The following is a 20,559-nucleotide window of genomic DNA, read 5'->3' on the forward strand; positions in this document are numbered from 1 at the left end:
GCCCCGCCCCCCGACGACGGCACCCTCGCGCTCGACCGTTACGCCGAGCGCGCCTACCTCGCCTACGCCATGAGCGTCGTGAAGTCACGCGCGCTGCCGCAGGTCGAGGACGGCATGAAGCCGGTGCAGCGCCGCATCCTCTACGCGATGAACGAGATGCGCCTGTCGGCCACGTCCAAGCACGTGAAGTCCGCGCGCGTCGTCGGCGACGTCATCGGCAAGTACCACCCGCACGGCGACTCCAGCGTCTATGACGCGATGGTGCGCGTGGCGCAGGACTTCTCGCTGCGCTATCCGCTGGTCGACGGCCAGGGCAACTTCGGCTCGCGCGACGGTGACTCCGCGGCGGCGATGCGTTACACCGAATGCCGCCTGACGCCGATCGCCGAACTGCTGCTCGCCGAGATCGACCGCGGCACCGTCGATTTCGTGCCGAACTACGACGGCGCCTTCGAGGAGCCGCAGCTCCTACCCGCGCGCCTGCCCTTTGTGCTGCTCAACGGCGCCTCGGGCATCGCGGTCGGCATGGCGACCGAGATCCCGCCACACAACCTGCGCGAAGTCGCCGACGCCGCCTGCCACCTCATCCGCCACCCGGACGCCGGCCTCGACGATGTCCTGCCGCTGCTGCCCGGCCCCGATTTCCCCGGCGGAGGCCAGCTCATCTCCTCGCCCGAGGCGATCCGCGACGCCTACGCGAGCGGGCGCGGCAGCCTGCGCGTGCGCGCACGCTGGCATGTCGAGGAGCTCGCCCGCGGCCAGTGGCGCGTCATCATCGACGAGCTGCCGCACGGCGTGTCGGCCGCCGGCGTGCTCGCCGAAATCGAAACGCTGACCAACCCGCAGCCGCGCACCGGCAAGAAGGAAGTCAGCCAGGAACAGAAGAACCTCAAGCAGCTCGTGCTCGGCGTGCTCGAGACGGTGCGCGACGAATCCAGCGACAAGGCGCCCGTGCGCATCGTGCTCGAGCCGCGCTCGTCCCGCCAGAGCCGCGACGAGTTCATGGCGGTGCTGCTCGCGCACACCAGCCTCGAAAGCTCGGCATCGGTGAACATGACGATGATCGGCCGCGACGGCCGGCCGCAGCAGAAGAACCTCGTGCAGGTCCTGCGCGAGTGGATCGACTTCCGCTACGTCACCGTCGAACGCCGCACCCGCCACCGCCTCGACGAGGTCGATCGCCGCATCCACATCCTCGAAGGCCGCATGATCGCCTTCCTGCACATCGAGGAAGTGATCCGCGTGATCCGCGAGTCGGACGAGCCCAAACCCGCGCTGATCGCGGCCTTCGGCCTCTCCGACGTGCAGGCCGAGGACATCCTCGAGATCCGCCTGCGCCAGCTCGCGCGCCTCGAAGGCTTCAAGATCGAGAAGGAACTGGCCGAACTCAAGGACGAGCGCAGCGGCCTGCAGCACCTCCTCGACAGCCGCGCCGCGATGACCCGCCTGATCCTCAAGGAGATCGAGGACGACGCGAAGAAGTATGGCGACAACCGCCGCACGGTGATCGAAGCCGTCGCCGCAGTCGCGCCGGCCGAGATCAGCGTGGCCGACGAGCCGGTCACCGTGATCGTGTCGAAGAACGGCTGGGTGCGCTCGCGCCAGGGCCACGGCATCGACGCCGCGGCGATCAGCTACAAGGCGGGCGACTTCGCCTTCGCCGTGATCGAGACGCGCACCACCTGGCCGCTGGTCGTCATCGACACCAACGGCCGCGCCTACACCGTGCGCGTGTCGGATCTCCCAGGCGGGCGCGGCGACGGCGCGCCGATCGCGACGCTGGTAGATTTCCAGGACGGCGGCAAGACGGCGCAGGTGCTCACCGCCGAGCCCGAGTCGAGCTGGTTCTTCGCCAACTCCGGCGGCTACGGCTTCATCTGCACGCTCGCCGACGCGACCAGCCGCCAGCGTGCGGGCAAGGCCTTCATGACGCTAGAGAAGGGCGAGAAAGTGCTGGTGCCGGCGCGCGTCGTGGGCGAGCGCATCGCCGCGGTATCCGAGCACGGCCGCATCCTGGTCTTCATGCGCAGCGAGATGAAGGTGCAGGCCGGCGGACGCGGCGTCATCGTGATGGCGCTCGACGACAAGGAGGCGCTGGTCGCGGTGGCCGTGCCGCCCGACGACGCGACGCTCAGGGTCGAAGGCACCGGTCGTGGCGGCAAGACCATCGCCGTCGAGCTCAAGCCGAGCCAACTCGTGCCGCTCGTCCACCGCCGCGCGCGCAAGGGCATGGCGCTCACGCCCAAGGTCGCGCCCGCGGCCCTGACGACGGCCTGATTCGCCGGCCGCGCAACGGCGGCCGGAACCCATTCGCCCCCACGTAGTCTTTCAGGAAGCGCACCCGACACACGCCGGCCTCGCACGAGGCCGGCGTGTGTCGTTGTGGCTGTTCCATCCCTCATAACCAAGACTCCGAATGGACCACGACATCTCCCTCATCACCACGGTCGCCGCAGCCTTCGGCTTCGCGCTGATCTTCGGCTTCATCGCCGAGCGCCTGAAAGTGCCGGCGCTCGTCGGCTACCTCGTCGCCGGCATCGCGATCGGCCCCGCGACCCCGGGCTTCGTCGCCGACATCCATACCGCCTCCCAGCTCTCCGAGATCGGTGTGATGCTGCTGATGTTCGGCGTCGGCCTGCATTTCTCGCTCGACGACCTGCTCGCGGTGCGACGCATCGCGCTGCCCGGCGCCGTCGTGCAGATGGGCTTCGCGACGGTGCTGGGCACGGGCGTCGCATGGTGGTGGGGATGGAGCCTGGGTGCGGCGCTGGTGTTCGGACTGTCGCTGTCGTGCGCGAGCACCGTGGTGCTGCTCAAGGCGCTCGAAGCGCGCGGCGTGCTCGACACCATGAACGGCCGCATCGCGGTCGGCTGGCTGGTCGTCGAGGACCTTGCCACCGTCGTGATCCTCGTGCTGCTGCCGCCGCTCGCGGGCACGCTCGGCGCGACCACCACCCCGCTCGGCGACGCCGGCGACCCGCTGTGGCGCACCATCGGCAAGACCCTGCTGGAAGTCACCGCCTTCATCGCGCTGATGCTGATCGCCGGCCGGCGCCTCCTGCCCTGGCTGCTGTGGCAGGTCGCGCGCACCGGCTCGCGCGAACTCTTCACGCTGTCGGTGATCGCTACTGCCATCGGCATCGCCTATGGCGCGGCCCAGCTCTTCAGCGTGTCCTTCGCGCTGGGCGCCTTCTTCGCCGGCATGATGATGCGCGAGTCCGAATTCAGCCACCGCGCCGCCGAAGAGTCGCTGCCGCTGCGCGACGCCTTCTCGGTGCTGTTCTTCGTCGCCGTCGGCATGCTCTTCGATCCGACCGTGATCGCGGACTATCCGCTGCAGGTGCTCACCGTGGTGCTCATCATCGTCGTCGGCAAGTCGCTCGCCGCGATGGCGCTGGTGCTCGCATTCCGCTACCCGCTCAACACGGCGCTGACGGTCGCGGCGAGCCTCGCGCAGATCGGCGAGTTCTCCTTCATCCTCGCCGGCCTGGGGCTCACGCTGGGCCTGCTGCCACAGACCGGGATGAGCCTCGTGCTCGCCGGCGCGCTGATCTCGATCGCGCTCAATCCGCTGGTGTTCGCGACGGTCGGGCCGATCCGCGCGTGGACGCTGAAGCGCTCCGAGTTCGCGCGGCGGCTCGAGCGCCGCGAAGACCCGTACGCCGAGTTGCCGACGAGCACCGAGAGCAAGTACCTCGAAGGCCAGGTCGTGCTGGTCGGCTACGGGCGGGTCGGCCGGCGCATCGCACAGGCCCTCGCCGCGCGCGGCATCCCCTTCGTCGTCGCCGAGCAGAACCGCGAGCAGGTCGAACAGCTGCGCAGCGAGGGCGTGGCGGCGGTCGCCGGCGACGCGTCCGAGCCGTCGGTACTGATCCAGGCCCACATCGCCCATGCGGCGATGCTGGTGATCGCCACCCCCGACCCGGTCAACGTTCGCCCCATGGTCGCCACGGCGCGCGCGCTCAACCCCGCCATCGAGGTCGTCCTGCGCACCCACAGCGAGGACGACTCCCGGCTGCTGCGCAAGGAAGGCATCGGCACGGTTTTCTACGGCGAGGAGGAACTCGCCAAGGGCATGACGGGGCACGTGCTGGAACGCTTCGCGCCGCGCATGCCCGCCTGAACCGCCGGAAAACGATGGCGAACCTCAGCGGGCCGGCGGCGCTTCCTCGTTCCCGGCGGCCTCGCCCGGGGGGAGGATCGCGCGGATCGGATCGCCGTCCCGGATCTGCCCCGGCGCGCGCGGCGGCGACTCGCCGACCATCGACTCGATCAGGATCGTCACGCGCCGGTTGCGCGCGCGGCCTTCCTCGTTGGCGTTGTCGGTGAGCGGCCGCTGGTCCGCGTAGCCGGCCGCCGTGAGGCGATCGCCGCGCACCCCCGACTCGATGAAGAGCCGCACGACCGTCGAGGCGCGCACCGCGGACAGCTCCCAGTTCGATGGAAAACGCCCGTTACGGATCGGCACGTTGTCGGTGTGCCCCTCGACCGTGACCGGGAACTCGGCACGCGCCAGCACCTCGGCCACGGCCCGCAGGGCCGCCACGGCGGGCGCAGCGAGCACCGCGTCGCCCGGCGCGAACAGCACCCGGGCGTTGATCTCGATCGATATCCCGCGCGCGCCCTCGGACACGCGGACCTGCCCGCCCTGGGTGAGCGGATCCAGCACGCGACGGATGTCCTCGGCCATCGTCGTCATGCGCTTGTACTCGGCGCGACGCCGCTTCTCGGCCTCTTCGTCGGGGGTCGGCGACAGCGGCGCGGGCTTGGGCGGAGCGACGGCCGGCGGCGGCGCGATCACCGGGTCGCCCGGCACATTCACGGTGATGTTGCGGAAAGCGTTGATCAGCGAATCGGACAGGACGCGGTACTTGCCCTCGTTCACCGACGACAGCGAGTACATCACGACGAAGAACGCGAACAGCAGCGTGATGAAGTCCGCGTAGGACACCAGCCAGCGATCCTGGTTCTCGTGGTTCGCGTCGTCCAGCTGGCGGTGTCGGCGGTGGCGTCGCATCGCGGCACGCTCAGGCGATGTAGCCCTGCATGCGGCTCTCGATGATGCGCGGGTTGTCGCCATTGGCGATGCCGACCAGGCCGTCGACGAGCATCTCGCGCTGCGACACCCCGTCGGCCACGTAAGCCATCAGCTTCTTCGACATCGGCAGGAATACCAGGTTGGCGAAGCCCACGCCATACACGGTGGCGACGAAGGCCACCGCAATGCCGGCGCCCAGCTTCGACGGATCGGTCAGGTTCTCCATCACGTGGATCAGGCCGAGCACTGCACCGAGAATGCCCAGCGTCGGCGCGTAGCCGCCCGCCGCCTCCCAGATGCGCGCGCCCTGACGCATCTGCGCCGCCCAGGCGTCGATCTCGACCTCCAGCACCTCGCGCAGCCGCTGCGGCTCGACGCCATCGACAAGGAGTTGCAACCCCTTGCGTGTGAATGCGTCGCTGATGCGCGGGATCTGCGCCTCCAGCGCCAGCAGCCCTTCCTTGCGCGCGGTCTGGCTCCAGCTCGTCGCCTGGCGGATCAGCGCTGCGTGGCTCGACGGCGGCGGCACGAAGACCCATCGGGTCATGCGGATGCCTTCGCGGAAGACCTTCAGCGGGCTCTGCAGCATCACGGCACCCAGCGTGCCGCCGATCACGATCAGGAAGGCGGTGGGCTGGAGGAGCGACGCAATGTGGCCGCCCTCGATCACCTGCCCCATGATCAGGGCGGAAATGCCGAGGGTGAGCCCGACGACGCTGATCTTGTCCATGTCAGCAGTTCCCCGGCCGGCCCGCTCAGGCGCCGGACGGCGGATTCTTGGGCGGACGTCCGCGACGCGCCCCGGTCGTGGCGCCGGCCGGGCGCGCCGTCCCCAGGATGCGCGAGCGCAGGCGCGCCACAGCCTGGCTGTGGAGCTGGCACACGCGCGACTCGGAAACGCCCAGCACCTCGCCGATCTCGCGCAGGTTGAGTTCCTCGTCGTAGTACAGCGCCATCATCAGTTTCTCGCGCTCGGGCAGATCCTCGATCGCGCGCACGAGCGTGTTGCGCATGTCGGCCTTCTCGAGGATGTCGGCCGGGTTCGACTCGTGCTCGCCGAGGTGGCGCTCGAAGTAGTCCTCGCCCTCGCCGTCGGTGAAGTCCTCGAAATGCACGAGCTGGTAGCCGCGCGCATCCTGCAGCATGCGCTGGTACTCGGCAAGCGGCATGCCCAGCAACTCCGCGAGTTCCACCTCGCTCGGCTGGCGCCCGTTGCGCTGCTCGAGCTCGTGCACCGCCGACTCGATGCGGCGCATGTCGCGCCGCAGGCTGCGCGGCAGCCAGTCGTTCTCGCGCAAGCCGTCGAGCATCGCGCCGCGGATGCGCTGCACCGCGTAGGTCTCGAACTGCGCCCCGAGCCCGTCCTCGTAGCGGCTGATCGCATCCAGCAGGCCCATCATGCCGTTCTGGATCAGGTCGTCCATCTGCACGCTGGCCGGCAGCTTCGCCATCAGGTGATAGGCGATGCGCTTGACCAGCGGGGCGTAGGCCTCCACCAGGTGGTTCTTGTCGAGATTACCAGCTGCGTCGTACATCCACTTCGCCTGTATCTTCTTCCGTCCTGGACGGGTTTCCGGGCATGCGGGCAAACCAGCGGATGTCCATTGTCCCCCTGCCGGACCGCTTTTGCCAAACGGGTACGCACTCAGTCCCATACCTGCCTCCCGCGGACTGGCGCAGCGCCGGCCCGTGTGTTGCCGAACGCCGCGAGACGCCTCAGGAAGGCAGCCTCTGCATCGCGCGGCGACGCTTCCGCGGCGCTGTGCCCCAGCCCCGCAGCCAGCTCGTCGCGCTCGAGTTCGCCCAGCCAGGCGAGCGGCACGCCGACGTGGCGGCGCACGAGCTCGCTGAGGCTGCGAAAGAACGCCGCGGCATCAGCACGGCCACGCGCACCGCACACGGCCACGTGCAGCGAGCCCGCCCCGGCCGCGGCGAGCCCCTTGATCACCTGGTAGGCGTCCGTCGCACCGCTGCGGCTCGCCTCGGCGACGACCAGGCGGCGCGGCGCCGCCAGCGCGAAGGGGGACGGATCTGCAGCGCTCTCGCACGCCGAATGGATCAGGATGAAGCTGGCAGGCCGCTGCAGCGTACGCAAGGCATCGAGCACGCAGTCGCGCCGCTCGCCGTCGAGCAGCGGCAACGCGAGGGCACAGGCCCCCACCGGAACGCGCCCGAGCAGGCCGGGCACCGGCTGCAGCAACTCGCGCACCACACTGCGGCCGCCGAGCACGCCCAGCAGATCGCCGCCCGGGGGCAGGCCGAGCACCCCGGCCAGCGAATCCTCGCCCTGCACCTCGTCGAGCAGCAGCACGCGCTGGCTATGTCCGGCGATGCGGTGCGCCGCCTGCAGCGCGACATGCGCACGGCGGCGTCCGGTCGCGTACAGCGCGACAACCGTCGGGGGCGCGCGCCGGAACAGGCGCCGCAACCCGGCCGCCTGGTCTTCCCGCGGATCGATCATGTCAGACTCCGCCGGCCGCCAGCATCAGCGCCGCTTCGTCGCCCTGCAGCTTCCACGGCGACTCGGCCGACTGCTCGCGCAGCGCGCGATGCAGCAGGTAGGCGCGATTCGGCAGGTGCAGGTCCTCAGGCACGCGCTGGCCGTTGGCGACATAGAACACGTTGAGTTCGTTGCGCACGGCCACATCCAGCGCCGGGGCGAGCGACGCGGCCTCGTCGACCTTGGTCAGCACGCAGCCCGCCAGGTCCGGCCCGCTATAGGCACGCACGACGTCCGCGAGCGTGTCGCCGCGGCAGGTCGAATTGAGCAGCAGCAAGCGGCGCACGTCGCCGGCACCGGTCAGCATCGCCGCCTGCTCGGCCACCATCTTGTCGCGCTGGCTCATGCCCATCGTATCGATCAGCACCATGTGCTTGTTGCGCAGCTCGGCTAGCGTCTGGCGCAGGTCGGCCGCGTCGCGCACCGAGAACACCGGCACGCCGAGGATGCGGCCGTAGATGCGCAGCTGCTCCTGCGCGCCGATGCGGTAGCCGTCGGTCGTGATCAGCGCCAACCGTTCGGCGCCGTGGCGCACCACGCAGCGTGCCGCGAGCTTTGCCGTCGTCGTGGTCTTGCCCACGCCGGTCGGCCCCACCAGCGCATACACGCCGCCACGATCAATGATGTCCGCATCGGACGCGACCGCACGCAGGTCGCGCGCGAGGGCGTTCTTCACCGCGGCACGGGCGTCCTCCGGCGAGGCCTCCTCATCCACGGCTTCGGCCAGCCGGCGCGCGAGCACACTGGAGAAACCGGCTTCGAGCAGCTCGCCGACGATATCCGCCCGTGCGGGCGCCTTGCGCCGGGTCTCGCCCCAGGCGAAACCCGCGAGCTGGCGCTCGATCATGCTGCGGATACCGGCCATTTCCTTCATCAGCTGGACGTTCGCTTCCTGCAGCGAACGGATGCGCTCGTCCTCGACCGCGCGTGCGGGTTCGGCAGCGCGGACCTGCGGCGCCGCCGGCACAGGCTGCTTCGGGGCAGGCACCGTTTCCGCGGCAAGCGGACGCACCGCAGTCTCGGGAGCGCTCCAGTCGTCGATCGAATACTGCTCGCTCAGTGCCGCGGCGCGCGAGCGCATCACGTAATCGGCCGTCTCCATGCGCGGCGGATTGAACGGGCGAATGATCCTTGCCGGTTTCGGCGTCGCGGCCGGAGCCGCAGGCGCACGTCCCGACAGGCTCACCTGGAAGTCGTCGTCCTCGGCCGAAGGCGCAGCCGGCGCCGGCCGGGCGGTCGGCTGGGGGGCGGGCGCAGCAGCGCGCGAAGCCCCCGGCAACGCTCCGACGTCGTCCGCCGGCAGGGCCAGGATCTCGACGCCACCCTCCACCGCGCGGTTCGACAGCACGATGGCATCGGCACCGAGTTCGGCCTTCAGGGCACGCAGGGCCTCGCGGGCGGAGGGGGCAAAGTAGCGCTTGACGTTCATGGTGGTTCTCCCGACTACCGCGCTCTGTGCGCAGCATGGAACCGATTATGGTGGCGGGGAGGCGGATCGATAGCGCGGAATAGACCCGGTTTCCCCCCGCAAATCCGGCCCGCGACGGTTACCTCAAAAGCGCTCAGCGCGCGGCGCCGCCGACCATCGCCGTGACGCGGATCGTGCGCGTCTCGGGCACCTCCGAGTTCGCGATGACCTTGAGCGAAGGCACCGCACGGCGCAGGAAGCGCGACAGCAGCCAGCGCAGCTGTGGCGGCACCAGCAGCACCGGCGGCAGCCCCATGTCTTCCTGGCGCTGCGACACCTCGGCCGCGTGGCGCAGCATGCCGTCGGCGAGGCTCGGCTCGATGACGCCGCCATCGCTGCCCCCCGTCGACATCGCCTGCATGAGGATACGTTCGAGCGCCGGATCGAGCGCCATCACCTGGATATCCGCGTTGCCCGGGAAGAGGCTCTGCAGAATCGAGCGGCCCAGCGCCTGGCGCACGCGCGACGTGAGCTCGAGCGGATCCTGGGTGCGCGGCGCATTCTCGGCGAGCGTCTCGATGATCGTCCGCATGTCGCGGATATTGACCCCCTCCTCGAGCAGGTTCTGCAGCACCCGCTGCACCGTCGCGACCGGCAGCAGCGCCGGCACGAGGTCCTCGACCAGCTTCGGCGTCGTCTTGCTGATGTGATCGAGCAGCGCCTGCGTCTCCTGGCGCCCGAGCAACTCCGCCGCGTGGTTCAGGATCAGGTGGTTGAGGTGCGTCGCGACCACTGTACTCGCGTCGACGACCGTGTAGCCCAGCGCATGTGCCTGCTCGCGCTGGCTCGCGTCGATCCAGTACGCCGGCAGGTCGAACGCCGGATCGCGCGTCTCGCGACCGGCGAGCGGACCGGTCACGCGCCCCGGGTTGATCGCCAGGAACTGGCCCGGATAGGCCTCGCCGGAACCGATCTCGACGCCCTTCAACGCGATGCGGTACGCATTCGGCTTGAGCTCGAGGTTGTCACGGATGTGCACCGGCGCCGACAGGAAGCCGACATCCTGTGCGAACTTCTTGCGCAGCCCGCGGATGCGCTTCAGCAGCTCGCCGTCCTGCCCCTTGTCGACCATCGGGATCAGGCGGTAGCCGACTTCCAGCCCGAGCACGTCCACCGGAGCGACGTCGTTCCAGCTCGCCTCCTGGCTCTCGGCCGGAGCCACCGCTGCCGCAGCTTCGGGCGCCACCCGTGCGGCCGCAGCCGACTCCTGGCGCAGGATGCCGAGCCGGCGCCACGCCAGCCAACCGAGCGAACCGGCCATCAGGATGAACACCAGGTTCGGCATACCCGGAATCAGCCCCAGCACACCGATGATCGCCGCCGTGAGCATCAACACCTGCGGATTCGAGAACACCTGGTTGATCACCAGGCCGCCCACGTCCGCGTCGTCGCCGACGCGCGACACGACCATGCCCGCCGCGACCGAGATGATCAGGGCCGGGATCTGCGCGACGAGGCCGTCGCCGATCGTCAGCAACGTGTAGGTCTCGACCGCAATACCGACCGGCATGTCGTGCTGCACGATGCCGACGAGCAGCCCGCCCACGATGTTGATCAGCAGGATCACGATGCCCGCGACCGCATCCCCGCGCACGAACTTCGACGCACCGTCCATCGCGCCGAAGAATTCCGACTCCTGCGCGACCTCCTTGCGCCGGCGCTTCGCCTCCGCCTCGTCGACCAGCCCCGCATTGAGGTCGGCGTCGATCGCCATCTGCTTGCCGGGCATCGCATCCAGGGTGAAGCGCGCACTCACTTCCGCAATCCGGCCGGCACCCTTCGTCACGACGACGAAGTTGATGACGACGAGGATCACGAACACCACCAGGCCGATCGCGGTATTCCCGCCGACGAGGAAGTGGCCGAAGGCCTCGATGACCTTGCCCGCGGCGTCAGGGCCGGTGTGGCCCTCGAGCAGAACGATGCGCGTCGACGCGACGTTCAGCGCCAGGCGCAACAGCGTCGTCACCAGCAGCACGGTCGGGAATACCGAAAACTCCAGCGGCCGGCGCGTGTACATCGCCACCAGCATCACCATCACCGACACGGCGATGTTGAAGGTGAAGAACACGTCCAGCGCGAACGCCGGCAGCGGCAGCACCATCATGGACAGCACCATGATGATGAAGATCGGCGCGCCCAGCATCCGCAGGTTCGTCGGCGTCAGCAGCGCACGCAGGTTGAGGACATCGTTCATTGCCAGCCTCTATCGCATCGTCCGTTCCGCGCGCCCGCTCAGTCGGGCGCGCCGGGGTCCATGTCTGCGGGCACCGGCAGCTTGCCGGGCGCCGCGGGCGGAAGTCCGCCGTGGGCCATCCAGTGGTTGAGCTGATACACGTAGGCCATCACCTCGGCCACCGCCGTGTACAGCGCCCCCGGCACCGCCTGCTCCAGTTCGCAGTGCTTGTACAGCGCACGCGCCAGCGGCGGCGCCTCCAGCATCGGCACCTTGTGTTCCTTCGCCAACTCGCGGATCTTCAGCGCGACCTCGCCACGGCCCTTCGCGACGACGATAGGCGCGCGCATCTTGTCCGCGTCGTACTTCAGCGCCACCGAGAAGTGCGTCGGGTTGGTCACTACCACGTCCGCCTTCGGCACCTGCGTCATCATGCGGCGGCGCGCCATCTCGCGCTGCATCGCGCGGATGCGCCCCTTCATCTGCGGATCGCCTTCCTGTTCCTTGCTCTCGCGCTTGACCTCTTCCTTCGTCATGCGCAGCTTCTTGTTGTACTGCCACAGCTGGAAGGGCACGTCGATCAGCGCGAGGATCGCCAGCCCCATGATGATCAGCAGCGTCGCGAACAGCACCATCTCGAGGAAGTCCGGCACCGCCGCTTCCACCGCCTCGCCCGTCAGGCCGAAGATGTGCTCGTGCTCGCGCCACACCGCGAAGACGCCCATCAGCCCGACCACCGCCGCCTTCAGCAGCGACTTCACCAGCTCCGCCAGCCCGTGCATCGAGAACATTCGGCCGATGCCCTGGATGGGATTCATGCGTTCGAGCTTCAGCCCCAGCATCTTGGGCGCGAACACGAACCCCCCCATCAGGACCGGCGCCGCAATCGCCGCAAGCACCAGAATCCCGAACAGCGGCATCATCGTCAGCAGCGCTTCGGTGAACAGGTCGCCGAAGCTCTCCAGCATCAGCTTCGCATCAAAGGCGCGTGCCCGCTCGATCGCGAAGCCGGCGCGCAACATGCCGAGGATGCGCCCCGAGATCCATTCCCCCATCATCCACAGCGCGCCGATTCCCGCGATCAGGACGAGAAAGGTCGACAGCTCGCGCGACTGCGGAACCTGCCCTTCCTCGCGGGCCTGTTCCAGCCTGCGTGACGATGGCTGTTCGGTTTTCTCGAGATCGCTGTCTTCGGCCACGGCCGACTCCTTGCCTGCACGCCGGATGCGCCCCGTTCAGCACGGACACTCGGCGACGTGCGGCAATTATCGCCGCACGCCGGCAAGCCCCGCCGCCGGATAAGCGCGGGAAAACAGCCCTAAATCGCGTCTTCGAAACTGCGGCGGCCGACGCGCCGCCATCGGCGCCTCAGCGCCCGGCAGGCAGCCGGTCGATGCCGCGGATCACCGTACCGGCGCCGATGCCGCGCGCGGCAAACCAGCCCGCATTCATCTCCAGCGCGAAGCGCGCCGCCGCCGCGGCACAATGGCTGACCTCCGATTGCGGCTGCATGTCGGCGATGTTCAGGATGCGCCCGTCGCGATCCATGAATGCCACCGACAAAGGAATCAGCGTGTTCTTCATCCACATGCAATGGCGCGCATCCTGCGTGAATACGAACACCATTCCGCGCTGCAGCGGCATCGCCTTGCGATTCATCAGGCCGATCTGGCGCGCCTGATCGGTATGCGCCAGTTCCGCCTCGATGCGGTGCATCCCCGCCCCCAGCTCGACCATCGGCAATTCCGCACGGGCAGCGGGCAGGCAGGCAGCGGCCAGCGCGACGATCGCCGCACAGCGGCCAAAAAGAGACGGGAGACTCATCGCCGGCAAACCCTGAGGGAATAAATGGGAAAGCGCGATTCTACCGCGCGCACCGCAGCGCGGTTAAGCACGCCGGATGCGTGAGGATCCGGGCCTGCGCCCCTGCGCTGCGCTGCCGCTGCGCCCGCCATCCACCTCCTCGGCGCGCCATGCCCCCGGCGCCAGACCCGCGAGCGACCATTCGCCGATCGCCACCCGGATCAGGCGCAAGGTCGGGAAACCCGCCTTCGCGGTCATCCGTCGCACCTGGCGGTTCTTCCCCTCGCGCAGCACGATCTCCAGCCATGACGTCGGCACGCTCTTGCGGAAACGCACCGGCGGATCGCGCGGCCACAGCCAGTCGGGCTCCGCAATGCGCCGCGCCTCGCACGGCCGCGTCACGAAATCCCCCAGATCCAGGCCCCCGCGCAACCGCGCCAGCGCGTCTTCATCCGGCTCCCCCTCGACCTGCACGACATAGGTCTTGGGCAGCTTGTGGCGCGGATCCGCGATCCGGTGCTGCAGCGCGCCGTCATCGGTCAGCAGCAGCAGCCCCTCACTGTCGGTATCGAGCCGCCCAGCCGCGTACACACCGAGCACCGCCACGAAATCCTTCAGCGTCGGCCGCCCCGGCTCCGCCGTGAACTGGCAGATCACGCCGAAAGGCTTGTTGAGGAGAATGACGCGGGACATGCGGAGAAGGATAGGAGGAAGATCCCGTCGCCGGTAAATGCAGGGAACATGGACAGGATCTGGCGGAGGCGGTGAGATTCGAACTCACGAACGGTTGCCCGTTGCCGGTTTTCAAGACCGGTGCAATCGACCACTCTGCCACACCTCCGGAAGCGGCGGAGTATATCACCCCGCCTTCGCATGTCATCCCCGCTCGAACAGCGCGATCGACTCGACGTGCGAGGTCTGCGGGAACATGTTCGCGATCCCTGCACCACGCAGCACGTAGCCCTTTTCGCGCACCAGCACCGCCGCATCGCGCGCGAGCGTCGCCGGGTTGCACGACACATACACGATGCGCGGCGGCATCTGCTGCTCGCTGAGCGCCTTGACCACCGCGATCGCCCCCTCGCGCGGCGGATCGATCAGCAGCTTGTCGAGGCGGCCGAGCGCGGCAAGGCTGTCCTCGGTGGCCTCGAAGAGATTCGCCGCGTAAAACTCGGTCCGTTCCGCCAGGCCGTTGCGACGGGCATTCTTCAGCGCCCGCGCGACCAGCGTGTCGCTGCCCTCGACCCCGATCACATGCGCTCCGCGGCGGGCGATCGGCAGACTGAAGTTCCCCAGGCCGCAGAACAGATCGGCGATGCGCTCACCCGGCCGCGGGTCAAGCAGTTGCATCGAGCGCCGGATCAGGAGCCGGTTGATGTCGACGTTCACCTGCGTGAAATCCGTCGGCAGGAAGTCCAGCGTGACGTCGAACTCGGGCAGCGTATAGGCGAGCCCCGGTCCCTTCTTCGGATGCAGCGGCTTGGCCGTTGCCGGGCTGCCCGGCTGCTGCCACACCTGCACGCCGTGCGCATCGGCAAACGCCGCGAGGCGCGCGATGTCCTGCGGCGTGAACGGCATCAGGTTGCGGAACACCAGCACCGTGACGTCCTCGCTCACCGCGATCTCGATCTGCGGCAGCCGGTCGGGAATCGACAGTCCCGCGACCAGTTCGTGCAGCGCAGGCAGCAGCGCCGACACATGCGCAGGCAGCACCGCACAGCTCTGCATGTCGCAAATGTAGCTGCTGCGCCGCTCGTGGAAACCGATCAGCACCCCGCCCTTCGACGGCACCATCCGCACGCCGATGCGCGCGCGGTAGCGGTAGCCCCAGGCCGGCCCGTGGATCGCCGGATATAGTACTTCCGGCGTGACCTTGGCGATATGCCACAGCGCATCCTCGAGCACGCGCTGCTTGGTCGCCGCCTGCGCCACCGAGTCGAAATGCTGCATCGAGCAGCCGCCGCACGTACCGTAATGGGGACAGGGCGGCACCACCCGCTGCCCGCTGGGCCTGAGCACGCGCTCCAGTTCGGCCAGGTCGTAGCTCGGCCTCTGGCGCACGACCCGGTATTCGACCGTCTCGCCGGGCAATGCGCCATCGACGAACACCGCCTTGCCGTCCACACGGGTAAAACCGCGCCCTTCATGGTCCAGTGATTCGATGACAGCAACAGGCATCAAGCGTCCGCCAAAAGAGCGCGATTTTACCTACTCGCAGAGTGCTTTACCCGTCGGGTTCTATAATTGCCGCGACCGGGCGGCGAACAGGCGGTTGCATCCGGCCTCCGCCCCCGCCCGGACCACCGTGCAGGCCCTGGCCATGGATACCCCACGCGAACAGACTTTCGACAGCTACGGCGAATACCGCGCGGCCCTCATCGGCGCCCTGGAGAACGCACAACAGACGGTGATCGTGCTCGATCCCGACCTGCGCGAGACCGGGCTCGAAAGCCCGCAAGGGATCGAGCAACTGGAACGCCTGTGTTCGCAGAGCAGGCGCCGCGACACCCTGCGCATCCTGCTGCACTCCACCACCTGGCTGCAAAAGGACTGCCCCCGCCTCACGCGCCTGCTCAGCCACTACGCGCACTGCACCAGTGTCCGTACCGCGGACGCGGGTGCCCGCATCTGGAGCCAGCCCTTCCTGATCGCCGACGACCGCCACCTCGTGACCCGCTTCCACCAGGATCTGCCGCGGGGAAAGAGCAGCACCGACGCATCGGGCACGCTGGCGCAGCTCGCTACGCAATTCGGAACATTCTGGGTGAATGGTGAGGCGAGTGCAGTCGGCACGCCACTTGGCATTTAACCAACCGTTTTTCCTTATTGCATTGCACCAACAAACTATTGGCACACCTGAATCACATGCTAGAATTTCCTGAGGTTCACCGGACGGAAGGCCGTTTGCATCCGCCCGGCGGGAACTGATCATCCATCTAGCCCCCACAAGAAAGGACATCGAACATGAAACAGTCGCTCCTCGTTGCTTCCCTGCTCGCCCTCGCCCTCGCCGCCTGCGGCAAGCCGGCCGAAGCTCCGAAGGTTGAAGCCCCCGCTGCCGCTCCGGCTGCTGCTGCTCCTGCTCAGGAAGCTGCCCCGGCGGCTGCTCCCGCCGCAGCCCCGGCTGAAGCCGCCAAGGAAGCCGCTGCAACGGCCGTCGAAGCCGCCAAGGACAGCGCTGCCGCTGCCGGCACCGCCGTCGACGCCGCCAAGGACGCAGCTGCTGCAGCCGCCGACGCTGCCAAGAAGTAACGCTCTTCCAGCGACGCAAAAAAGCCGGCTTTCGAGCCGGCTTTTTTGTTGCCTCTCATTTCCCGATCCAGTCCGCTGTAGTTCAGCGCGACGCCCCCCGGACAAGGCCGCGACCTCCGGCAACGGCCCGCCATGGGCCGTCGCCACAGGCGCGACAGAACGCCTTACCGCAACTGCTCCTGCAGCAGCCCCAGGATCTTGCGGGCGGTTTCGGACGAATCCTCGCCCCCCTCGCGGGTCATCACGCTGACCACCGACTTATCCCCCTCGCCCCGGACACGCAGGCGGTATTCGCCGCCCTTCTGCACCACCTGCTCGCTGCTGCGCCAGAAAGCGAGCTTGGACAGGATGCCCTCGGACTTCTTCGTCTGCACGTCTGCATCCGGATCCACGTAGCGGACGAAGAAGAGTCCCTTCGAACGGTCGCGATCCTCGACCGTGAAGCCGATGCGGTCCAGCGCGAGCCCCACGCGACGCCACGCCCGGTCAAAGGACTCGTCAATGGCCAGCGTCACGCTGCCGCCGGTCGCCCCTTTTAGGGCGGCACGCTCGGCCGCCGGCGCCGCTGCGACGATTGCCGCCGCGCGCTCCTCGGCTGCGCCGAGCCGGACCATCAGGCGACGCAACATTTCCGCTTCGAGCTCGGGATCGGCCGGACGCGGCTGCCACACGGTCGTGTCCTTGGCCTCGTTGGGATAGATCTCCATCATGCCGCGATGGCTGATGTAGATCTCGACGGTATCGGGATCCTTGCCCGCCTCCAGCCGCGTGCGGAACTTGTCGCGCACCGGCGTCGAGAACACGCCGTCGAGCACCTTGCCCAGCGCCGAGCGGATGAAGTCCTGCGGGATCTTCGCACGGTCCTCTGCCCAGTCGGTCTCCATCACACCGACTTCAGGACGCTCGACGTTGAGGATGAAACCCGTCTCGAGCCAGAAGTCCTTGACCTTGGGCCACATGGTTTCCGCCGAGCCCTGGACCACCAGCCAGCGCTGGCTGCCTGCACGCTCGACGCGCATGCTTTCCACCTTCGGCAACACCTGCTGCTGGCCTGCAGTCGGCTGGGGCTGCGCGCGGTCGGTCGCATACGCCGAATAGGTCGCCACTCCCTTGGGCGAGACGTCCGGCACCACATAGCGGTCGTCGCGTGTCGGCGCCGTGAGGTCCGGCGGGATCTCCAGCGACGGCAGCTGCCGTGCGCTCTTGTAATCGATCTTCTTGGATTCGACGAGGGAGCCGGAACAACCCGACAGGACGATGGCAGCGCCGAGCAGCGAAGCCGCAGTACGCAAGGTACGATTCATGAGTTTCGGTAATTCCAGGAAAAATCAGACGTTCACGCCGGCGCGACGCATCGCCGCACGCACGCGTTCGTGCAAGCCCTCTGACAGCGACGTGAGCGGCAGGCGGATGCCGGCCTTGATCAGGCCCATCTGCTCGACCGCCCACTTCACCGGAATCGGATTGGCCTCGCAGAACAAGTCGCGGTGCAGGCCGACCAGACGCGCATTGATTTCGCGCGCCTTGATCGCGTCACCGGCGATGGCCGCGGAACACATCTCGTGCATCGCGCGCGGCGCGACGTTGGCCGTCACCGAGATCGCGCCGTGTCCACCCAGCAGCATGAAGGCCATGCCGGTCATGTCGTCGCCGGTATACAACGCGAACCCCTTGGGTGCGCGCTCGACCAGATCGCACGCACGGTCGATGCTGCCCGTGGCGTCCTTGATGCCGACGATGTTGGGAATCTGCGCCAGCCGCAGCGCAGTGTCGTTGGACAGGTCGGCCACCGTGCGCCCCGGCACGTTGTACAGGATCAGCGGCAGTTCGACCGCCTCGGCGATCGAACGATAGTGGCGGTACAGGCCTTCCTGCGTGGGCTTGTTGTAATACGGCACCACCGACAGGTGCGCCACGGCACCCGCCTTCTGCGCGAAGCGCGTGAGTTCGATGGCCTCGGCCGTCGAATTGGCGCCGGTACCGGCGATCACGGGGATGCGTCCTGCCGCGTGATCGACCGCGACGCGGATCAGCTCGCAGTGTTCTTCGACGGTCACCGTGGGCGACTCGCCGGTGGTTCCGACGATGACGATCCCGTCGGTCCCCTCGGCAACATGGAAGTCGATCAGGGCGCGCAGGCGCGGAATGTCCAGGCTGCCATCTTCGTTCATCGGGGTGACGATGGCGACAATCGATCCGGTAATCATGGAAGCGGCCGAAAATTAAAAAAATCGATTCTACCTGATCGACGCCGGACGGCCAGTGGCTTGCTCGAAGGACGGGTCGCCGGACCTGGCTCGCGCCCGCACGCCTCGGCGCGGGCGCCCCGCAACCCGGCGGTCAAAGGTCGGCAAGCGCCTTGACGTGCGCGACGACCGAGCGCGCCAGCGATGACAGCGAATAGCCGCCCTCGAGGATGGACACGATGTTCTTGTGCCCGCACTCCTCGACCACGGCCTTGATCTGCTCGGTGACCCATACGTAGTCCGACTCCACCAGCCCGACCGAGCCCATGTCGTCCTCGTAATGCGCATCGAACCCGGCCGAGATGAAGACCATCTGCGGCTTATGCTCCCTCAGCGCAGGCATCCAGCGCTCGGCGACGATGGTGCGGAAGGCATCGCCGCGCGTCCCCGCAGGCACGGGCACGTTGACCATGTTCGGCGCCGTGCAGTCAGCACCGCTGTACGGATAGAAAGGATGCTGGAAGATGCTCACCATGAGCACCCGCGGGTCGTCGCGAAAGGCGTCTTCCGTGCCGTTGCCGTGATGCACGTCGAAATCGACGATCGCCACGCGCTCCAGTCCGTGCGCCTCGAGCGCGTGACGCGCGGCGATGGCCACGTTGTTCAGGAAGCAGAAACCCATCGCCTTGCCGCGCTCGGCGTGATGGCCCGGCGGGCGCACCGCACAGAACGCATTCTCGATTTCGCCCTTCAGCACCAGATCCGTCGCAAGAACGCCGGCACCGGCCGAGCGCAACGCCGCCTTCATCGTCCCCGGGCTCATCGCGGTATCGGGGTCGAGATGGCGAATGCCATGATCGGGCACGCTGGCGTTGAGCTCCTCGAGATAGTTCGCCGGATGCACCCGGACGATCTGCTCCTGCGTCGCCAGCGGGGCGTCATAGAATGAGAGATACATGTCGAGACCGGCAGCGATCAGCCGATCGTTGATGGCCGCCAGCCGATCCGGACATTCCGGATGGAAGGTTCCCATGTCGTGCAGCCAGCAATCGCGGTGCGTGATGAACGCAGTCGTCGTCATACCCCCCCTCTCTCGCGTGCGGGCTAACCTTCCCGCATCCCTGTCTTCGAATCGGCGCGTCCTTGAAGGGCGCTGCCTGTCAGTCTTTGATCTATTATCACCGCTTCCCGGTGAATTTCACAGTACGTCCGCCCCATGCCCCACCGCTACGCGATTCGCGTTCTCGAAGCAGCCAACTGCATCATCCTCGGCAAGGACCGAGAACTGCGGCTCGCCCTCGCCTGCCTCATCGCGCGCGGACACCTGCTGATCGAGGACCTCCCCGGTGTGGGCAAGACCACGCTTGCGCACGTCATCGCACGCCTCATCGGCCTGCACTTCCAGCGAATCCAGTTCACGAGCGACCTTCTTCCCGCCGACATCGTCGGCGTGTCGATATTCGATCGCGAAGCGAGCAGCTTCCGCTTCCACCCCGGCCCCATCTTCAGCCAGCTCATCCTCGCCGACGAGATCAACCGCGCCACGCCCAAGACGCAGAGCGCGTTGCTCGAAGCCATGGAAGAGCGCCAGGTCACCGCGGACAGCGAAACGCACCCGCTGCCCGAGCCGTTCTTCGTCATCGCGACGCAGAACCCGTCTCACCAGATCGGCACCTTCCCCCTGCCCGAGAGCCAGCTCGACCGCTTCCTGCTGCGCATCCGCCTCGGCTATCCGGACCGCAGCGCCGAACGGGCACTGCTGATGGGCGAGGACAGGCGCGAACTCCTCGAACGCCAGCCGGCCGTAATCCAGCCCGACGCCCTGCTCGCGATGCAACAGGCTGCACACGCGATCACCGTTTCCGAACGGCTCGTCGACTACGTCCAGGCGCTTCTCGCCACCACCCGCCACAGCCCCGAGCTCGCGGCCGGCCTCAGCCCGCGCGCCGGCCTGGGCCTTATCGCCGCCGCCCGCGCCTGGGCGCTCATCGAGGGGCGCGACCACGTCCTGCCTGAGGATATCCAGACCGTATTCCCGCACGTCGCCGCCCATCGCCTGCACACCGCTGGCGATGGACGCAGCGTCACACCCGAGGCGCTCGGCCAGCTCGTCCGCGACGTTCCCGTCGTCTGATG

18 protein-coding genes and 1 tRNA gene are annotated in these 20,559 nt (G+C 68.0%); 5 read left to right on the forward strand and 14 right to left on the reverse strand.

Going from position 1 to position 20,559, the window contains the following annotated elements; translation table 11 throughout:
• Both parC and GPA27_RS14535 read left to right on the forward strand, forming a co-directional pair.
• On the forward strand, positions 1 to 2,277 hold a 2,277-nt coding region (gene parC, locus GPA27_RS14530; protein ID WP_169141335.1), incomplete at its 5' end, for a DNA topoisomerase IV subunit A.
• 139 nt (positions 2,278 to 2,416) lie between these two features.
• A complete protein-coding gene (locus GPA27_RS14535; RefSeq protein ID WP_169141336.1) occupies positions 2,417 to 4,123 on the forward strand; it encodes a cation:proton antiporter in 1,707 nt (568 codons plus the stop codon).
• 24 nt (positions 4,124 to 4,147) lie between these two features.
• Here GPA27_RS14535 and motD read toward each other — a convergent pair whose 3' ends face one another.
• From motD to rlmD, 11 genes are all read right to left on the reverse strand, one after another.
• Positions 4,148 to 5,017, reverse strand: a complete 870-nt coding sequence (gene motD, locus GPA27_RS14540; protein WP_169141337.1) for a flagellar motor protein MotD — start codon at positions 5,015 to 5,017, stop codon at positions 4,148 to 4,150.
• Between the two features lie 10 nt (positions 5,018 to 5,027).
• Complete coding sequence (locus GPA27_RS14545; protein WP_169141338.1) at positions 5,028 to 5,768, reverse strand: flagellar motor protein; 741 nt, start codon at positions 5,766 to 5,768, stop codon at positions 5,028 to 5,030.
• Positions 5,769 to 5,793: 25 nt separating this feature from the next.
• Positions 5,794 to 6,573, reverse strand: a complete 780-nt coding sequence (locus GPA27_RS14550) for an RNA polymerase sigma factor FliA (RefSeq protein WP_169141339.1) — start codon at positions 6,571 to 6,573, stop codon at positions 5,794 to 5,796.
• A 110-nt stretch (positions 6,574 to 6,683) separates the two neighbouring features.
• Positions 6,684 to 7,499 carry a MinD/ParA family ATP-binding protein gene (locus tag GPA27_RS14555; RefSeq protein ID WP_169141340.1) on the reverse strand — a complete coding sequence of 272 codons (816 nt, stop codon included), beginning with the start codon at positions 7,497 to 7,499 and terminating at the stop codon, positions 6,684 to 6,686.
• 1 nt (position 7,500) lies between these two features.
• Positions 7,501 to 8,967 (reverse strand): flagellar biosynthesis GTPase FlhF, encoded by a 1,467-nt coding sequence (gene flhF, locus GPA27_RS14560; protein WP_169141341.1) that lies wholly within the window; start codon positions 8,965 to 8,967, stop codon positions 7,501 to 7,503.
• A 133-nt stretch (positions 8,968 to 9,100) separates the two neighbouring features.
• Positions 9,101 to 11,203 (reverse strand): flagellar biosynthesis protein FlhA, encoded by a 2,103-nt coding sequence (gene flhA / locus GPA27_RS14565; protein WP_169141342.1) that lies wholly within the window; start codon positions 11,201 to 11,203, stop codon positions 9,101 to 9,103.
• Between the two features lie 38 nt (positions 11,204 to 11,241).
• Positions 11,242 to 12,381, reverse strand: coding sequence for a flagellar biosynthesis protein FlhB (gene flhB, locus GPA27_RS14570; protein ID WP_169141343.1), 1,140 nt, complete (start codon positions 12,379 to 12,381; stop codon positions 11,242 to 11,244).
• Positions 12,382 to 12,550: 169 nt separating this feature from the next.
• Complete coding sequence (locus GPA27_RS14575) at positions 12,551 to 13,006, reverse strand: DUF192 domain-containing protein (RefSeq protein ID WP_246261131.1); 456 nt, start codon at positions 13,004 to 13,006, stop codon at positions 12,551 to 12,553.
• A 63-nt stretch (positions 13,007 to 13,069) separates the two neighbouring features.
• The gene (locus GPA27_RS14580) at positions 13,070 to 13,678 is read right to left on the reverse strand and encodes a pseudouridine synthase (RefSeq protein ID WP_169141344.1); all 609 of its coding nucleotides are present in this window, start codon (positions 13,676 to 13,678) and stop codon (positions 13,070 to 13,072) included.
• Between the two features lie 60 nt (positions 13,679 to 13,738).
• A tRNA-Ser gene (locus GPA27_RS14585) sits at positions 13,739 to 13,826 on the reverse strand.
• A 35-nt stretch (positions 13,827 to 13,861) separates the two neighbouring features.
• Complete coding sequence (gene rlmD / locus GPA27_RS14590; RefSeq protein WP_169141345.1) at positions 13,862 to 15,163, reverse strand: 23S rRNA (uracil(1939)-C(5))-methyltransferase RlmD; 1,302 nt, start codon at positions 15,161 to 15,163, stop codon at positions 13,862 to 13,864.
• A gap of 142 nt (positions 15,164 to 15,305) precedes the next feature.
• Here rlmD and GPA27_RS14595 point away from each other — a divergent pair, with 142 nt between their 5' ends.
• Together GPA27_RS14595 and GPA27_RS14600 are read left to right on the forward strand one after the other, a co-directional pair.
• Positions 15,306 to 15,794, forward strand: a complete 489-nt coding sequence (locus GPA27_RS14595) for a DUF7931 domain-containing protein (protein ID WP_169141346.1) — start codon at positions 15,306 to 15,308, stop codon at positions 15,792 to 15,794.
• A gap of 155 nt (positions 15,795 to 15,949) precedes the next feature.
• Positions 15,950 to 16,237: a hypothetical protein gene (locus tag GPA27_RS14600; protein WP_050417131.1), complete on the forward strand. Its 288-nt coding sequence runs from the start codon at positions 15,950 to 15,952 to the stop codon at positions 16,235 to 16,237.
• 164 nt (positions 16,238 to 16,401) lie between these two features.
• On the opposite strand, the gene bamC is transcribed toward GPA27_RS14600, so the two are convergent.
• The 3 genes from bamC to GPA27_RS14615 all read right to left on the reverse strand — a co-directional run bounded on the left by bamC (position 16,402) and on the right by GPA27_RS14615 (position 19,504).
• Positions 16,402 to 17,541, reverse strand: coding sequence for an NlpB/DapX family lipoprotein (gene bamC / locus GPA27_RS14605; RefSeq protein WP_169141347.1), 1,140 nt, complete (start codon positions 17,539 to 17,541; stop codon positions 16,402 to 16,404).
• A 24-nt stretch (positions 17,542 to 17,565) separates the two neighbouring features.
• Positions 17,566 to 18,444 carry a 4-hydroxy-tetrahydrodipicolinate synthase gene (gene dapA / locus GPA27_RS14610; protein WP_169141348.1) on the reverse strand — a complete coding sequence of 293 codons (879 nt, stop codon included), beginning with the start codon at positions 18,442 to 18,444 and terminating at the stop codon, positions 17,566 to 17,568.
• 133 nt (positions 18,445 to 18,577) lie between these two features.
• Positions 18,578 to 19,504: a histone deacetylase family protein gene (locus GPA27_RS14615; RefSeq protein ID WP_169141349.1), complete on the reverse strand. Its 927-nt coding sequence runs from the start codon at positions 19,502 to 19,504 to the stop codon at positions 18,578 to 18,580.
• A 135-nt stretch (positions 19,505 to 19,639) separates the two neighbouring features.
• Between GPA27_RS14615 and GPA27_RS14620 the strand changes: the two genes are divergently transcribed.
• On the forward strand, positions 19,640 to 20,557 hold the full coding sequence (locus GPA27_RS14620) for an AAA family ATPase (protein ID WP_169141350.1): 918 nt from the start codon (positions 19,640 to 19,642) through the stop codon (positions 20,555 to 20,557).
• The last annotated feature ends 2 nt before the right edge of the window (positions 20,558 to 20,559 follow it).

Origin of the sequence: Aromatoleum toluolicum (assembly GCF_012911005.2) — a bacterium.
GTDB lineage: Bacteria > Pseudomonadota > Gammaproteobacteria > Burkholderiales > Rhodocyclaceae > Aromatoleum > Aromatoleum toluolicum.

Bases quoted from the DNA above. Each gene is read 5' to 3' on its own strand.
- bamC (WP_169141347.1), bottom strand. From the start codon at position 17,541: ATGAATCGTACCTTGCGTACTGCGGCTTCGCTGCTCGGCGCTGCCATC.
- GPA27_RS14535 (WP_169141336.1), top strand. From the start codon at position 2,417: ATGGACCACGACATCTCCCTCATCACCACGGTCGCCGCAGCCTTCGGC.
- GPA27_RS14620 (WP_169141350.1), top strand. From the start codon at position 19,640: ATGCCCCACCGCTACGCGATTCGCGTTCTCGAAGCAGCCAACTGCATC.
- flhA (WP_169141342.1), bottom strand. From the start codon at position 11,203: ATGAACGATGTCCTCAACCTGCGTGCGCTGCTGACGCCGACGAACCTG.
- dapA (WP_169141348.1), bottom strand. From the start codon at position 18,444: ATGATTACCGGATCGATTGTCGCCATCGTCACCCCGATGAACGAAGAT.
- GPA27_RS14600 (WP_050417131.1), top strand. From the start codon at position 15,950: ATGAAACAGTCGCTCCTCGTTGCTTCCCTGCTCGCCCTCGCCCTCGCC.
- GPA27_RS14595 (WP_169141346.1), top strand. From the start codon at position 15,306: ATGGATACCCCACGCGAACAGACTTTCGACAGCTACGGCGAATACCGC.
- GPA27_RS14580 (WP_169141344.1), bottom strand. From the start codon at position 13,678: ATGTCCCGCGTCATTCTCCTCAACAAGCCTTTCGGCGTGATCTGCCAG.
- flhF (WP_169141341.1), bottom strand. From the start codon at position 8,967: ATGAACGTCAAGCGCTACTTTGCCCCCTCCGCCCGCGAGGCCCTGCGT.
- GPA27_RS14575 (WP_246261131.1), bottom strand. From the start codon at position 13,006: ATGAGTCTCCCGTCTCTTTTTGGCCGCTGTGCGGCGATCGTCGCGCTG.
- GPA27_RS14545 (WP_169141338.1), bottom strand. From the start codon at position 5,768: ATGGACAAGATCAGCGTCGTCGGGCTCACCCTCGGCATTTCCGCCCTG.
- GPA27_RS14550 (WP_169141339.1), bottom strand. From the start codon at position 6,573: ATGTACGACGCAGCTGGTAATCTCGACAAGAACCACCTGGTGGAGGCC.
- GPA27_RS14615 (WP_169141349.1), bottom strand. From the start codon at position 19,504: ATGACGACGACTGCGTTCATCACGCACCGCGATTGCTGGCTGCACGAC.
- GPA27_RS14555 (WP_169141340.1), bottom strand. From the start codon at position 7,499: ATGATCGATCCGCGGGAAGACCAGGCGGCCGGGTTGCGGCGCCTGTTC.
- rlmD (WP_169141345.1), bottom strand. From the start codon at position 15,163: ATGCCTGTTGCTGTCATCGAATCACTGGACCATGAAGGGCGCGGTTTT.
- motD (WP_169141337.1), bottom strand. From the start codon at position 5,017: ATGCGACGCCACCGCCGACACCGCCAGCTGGACGACGCGAACCACGAG.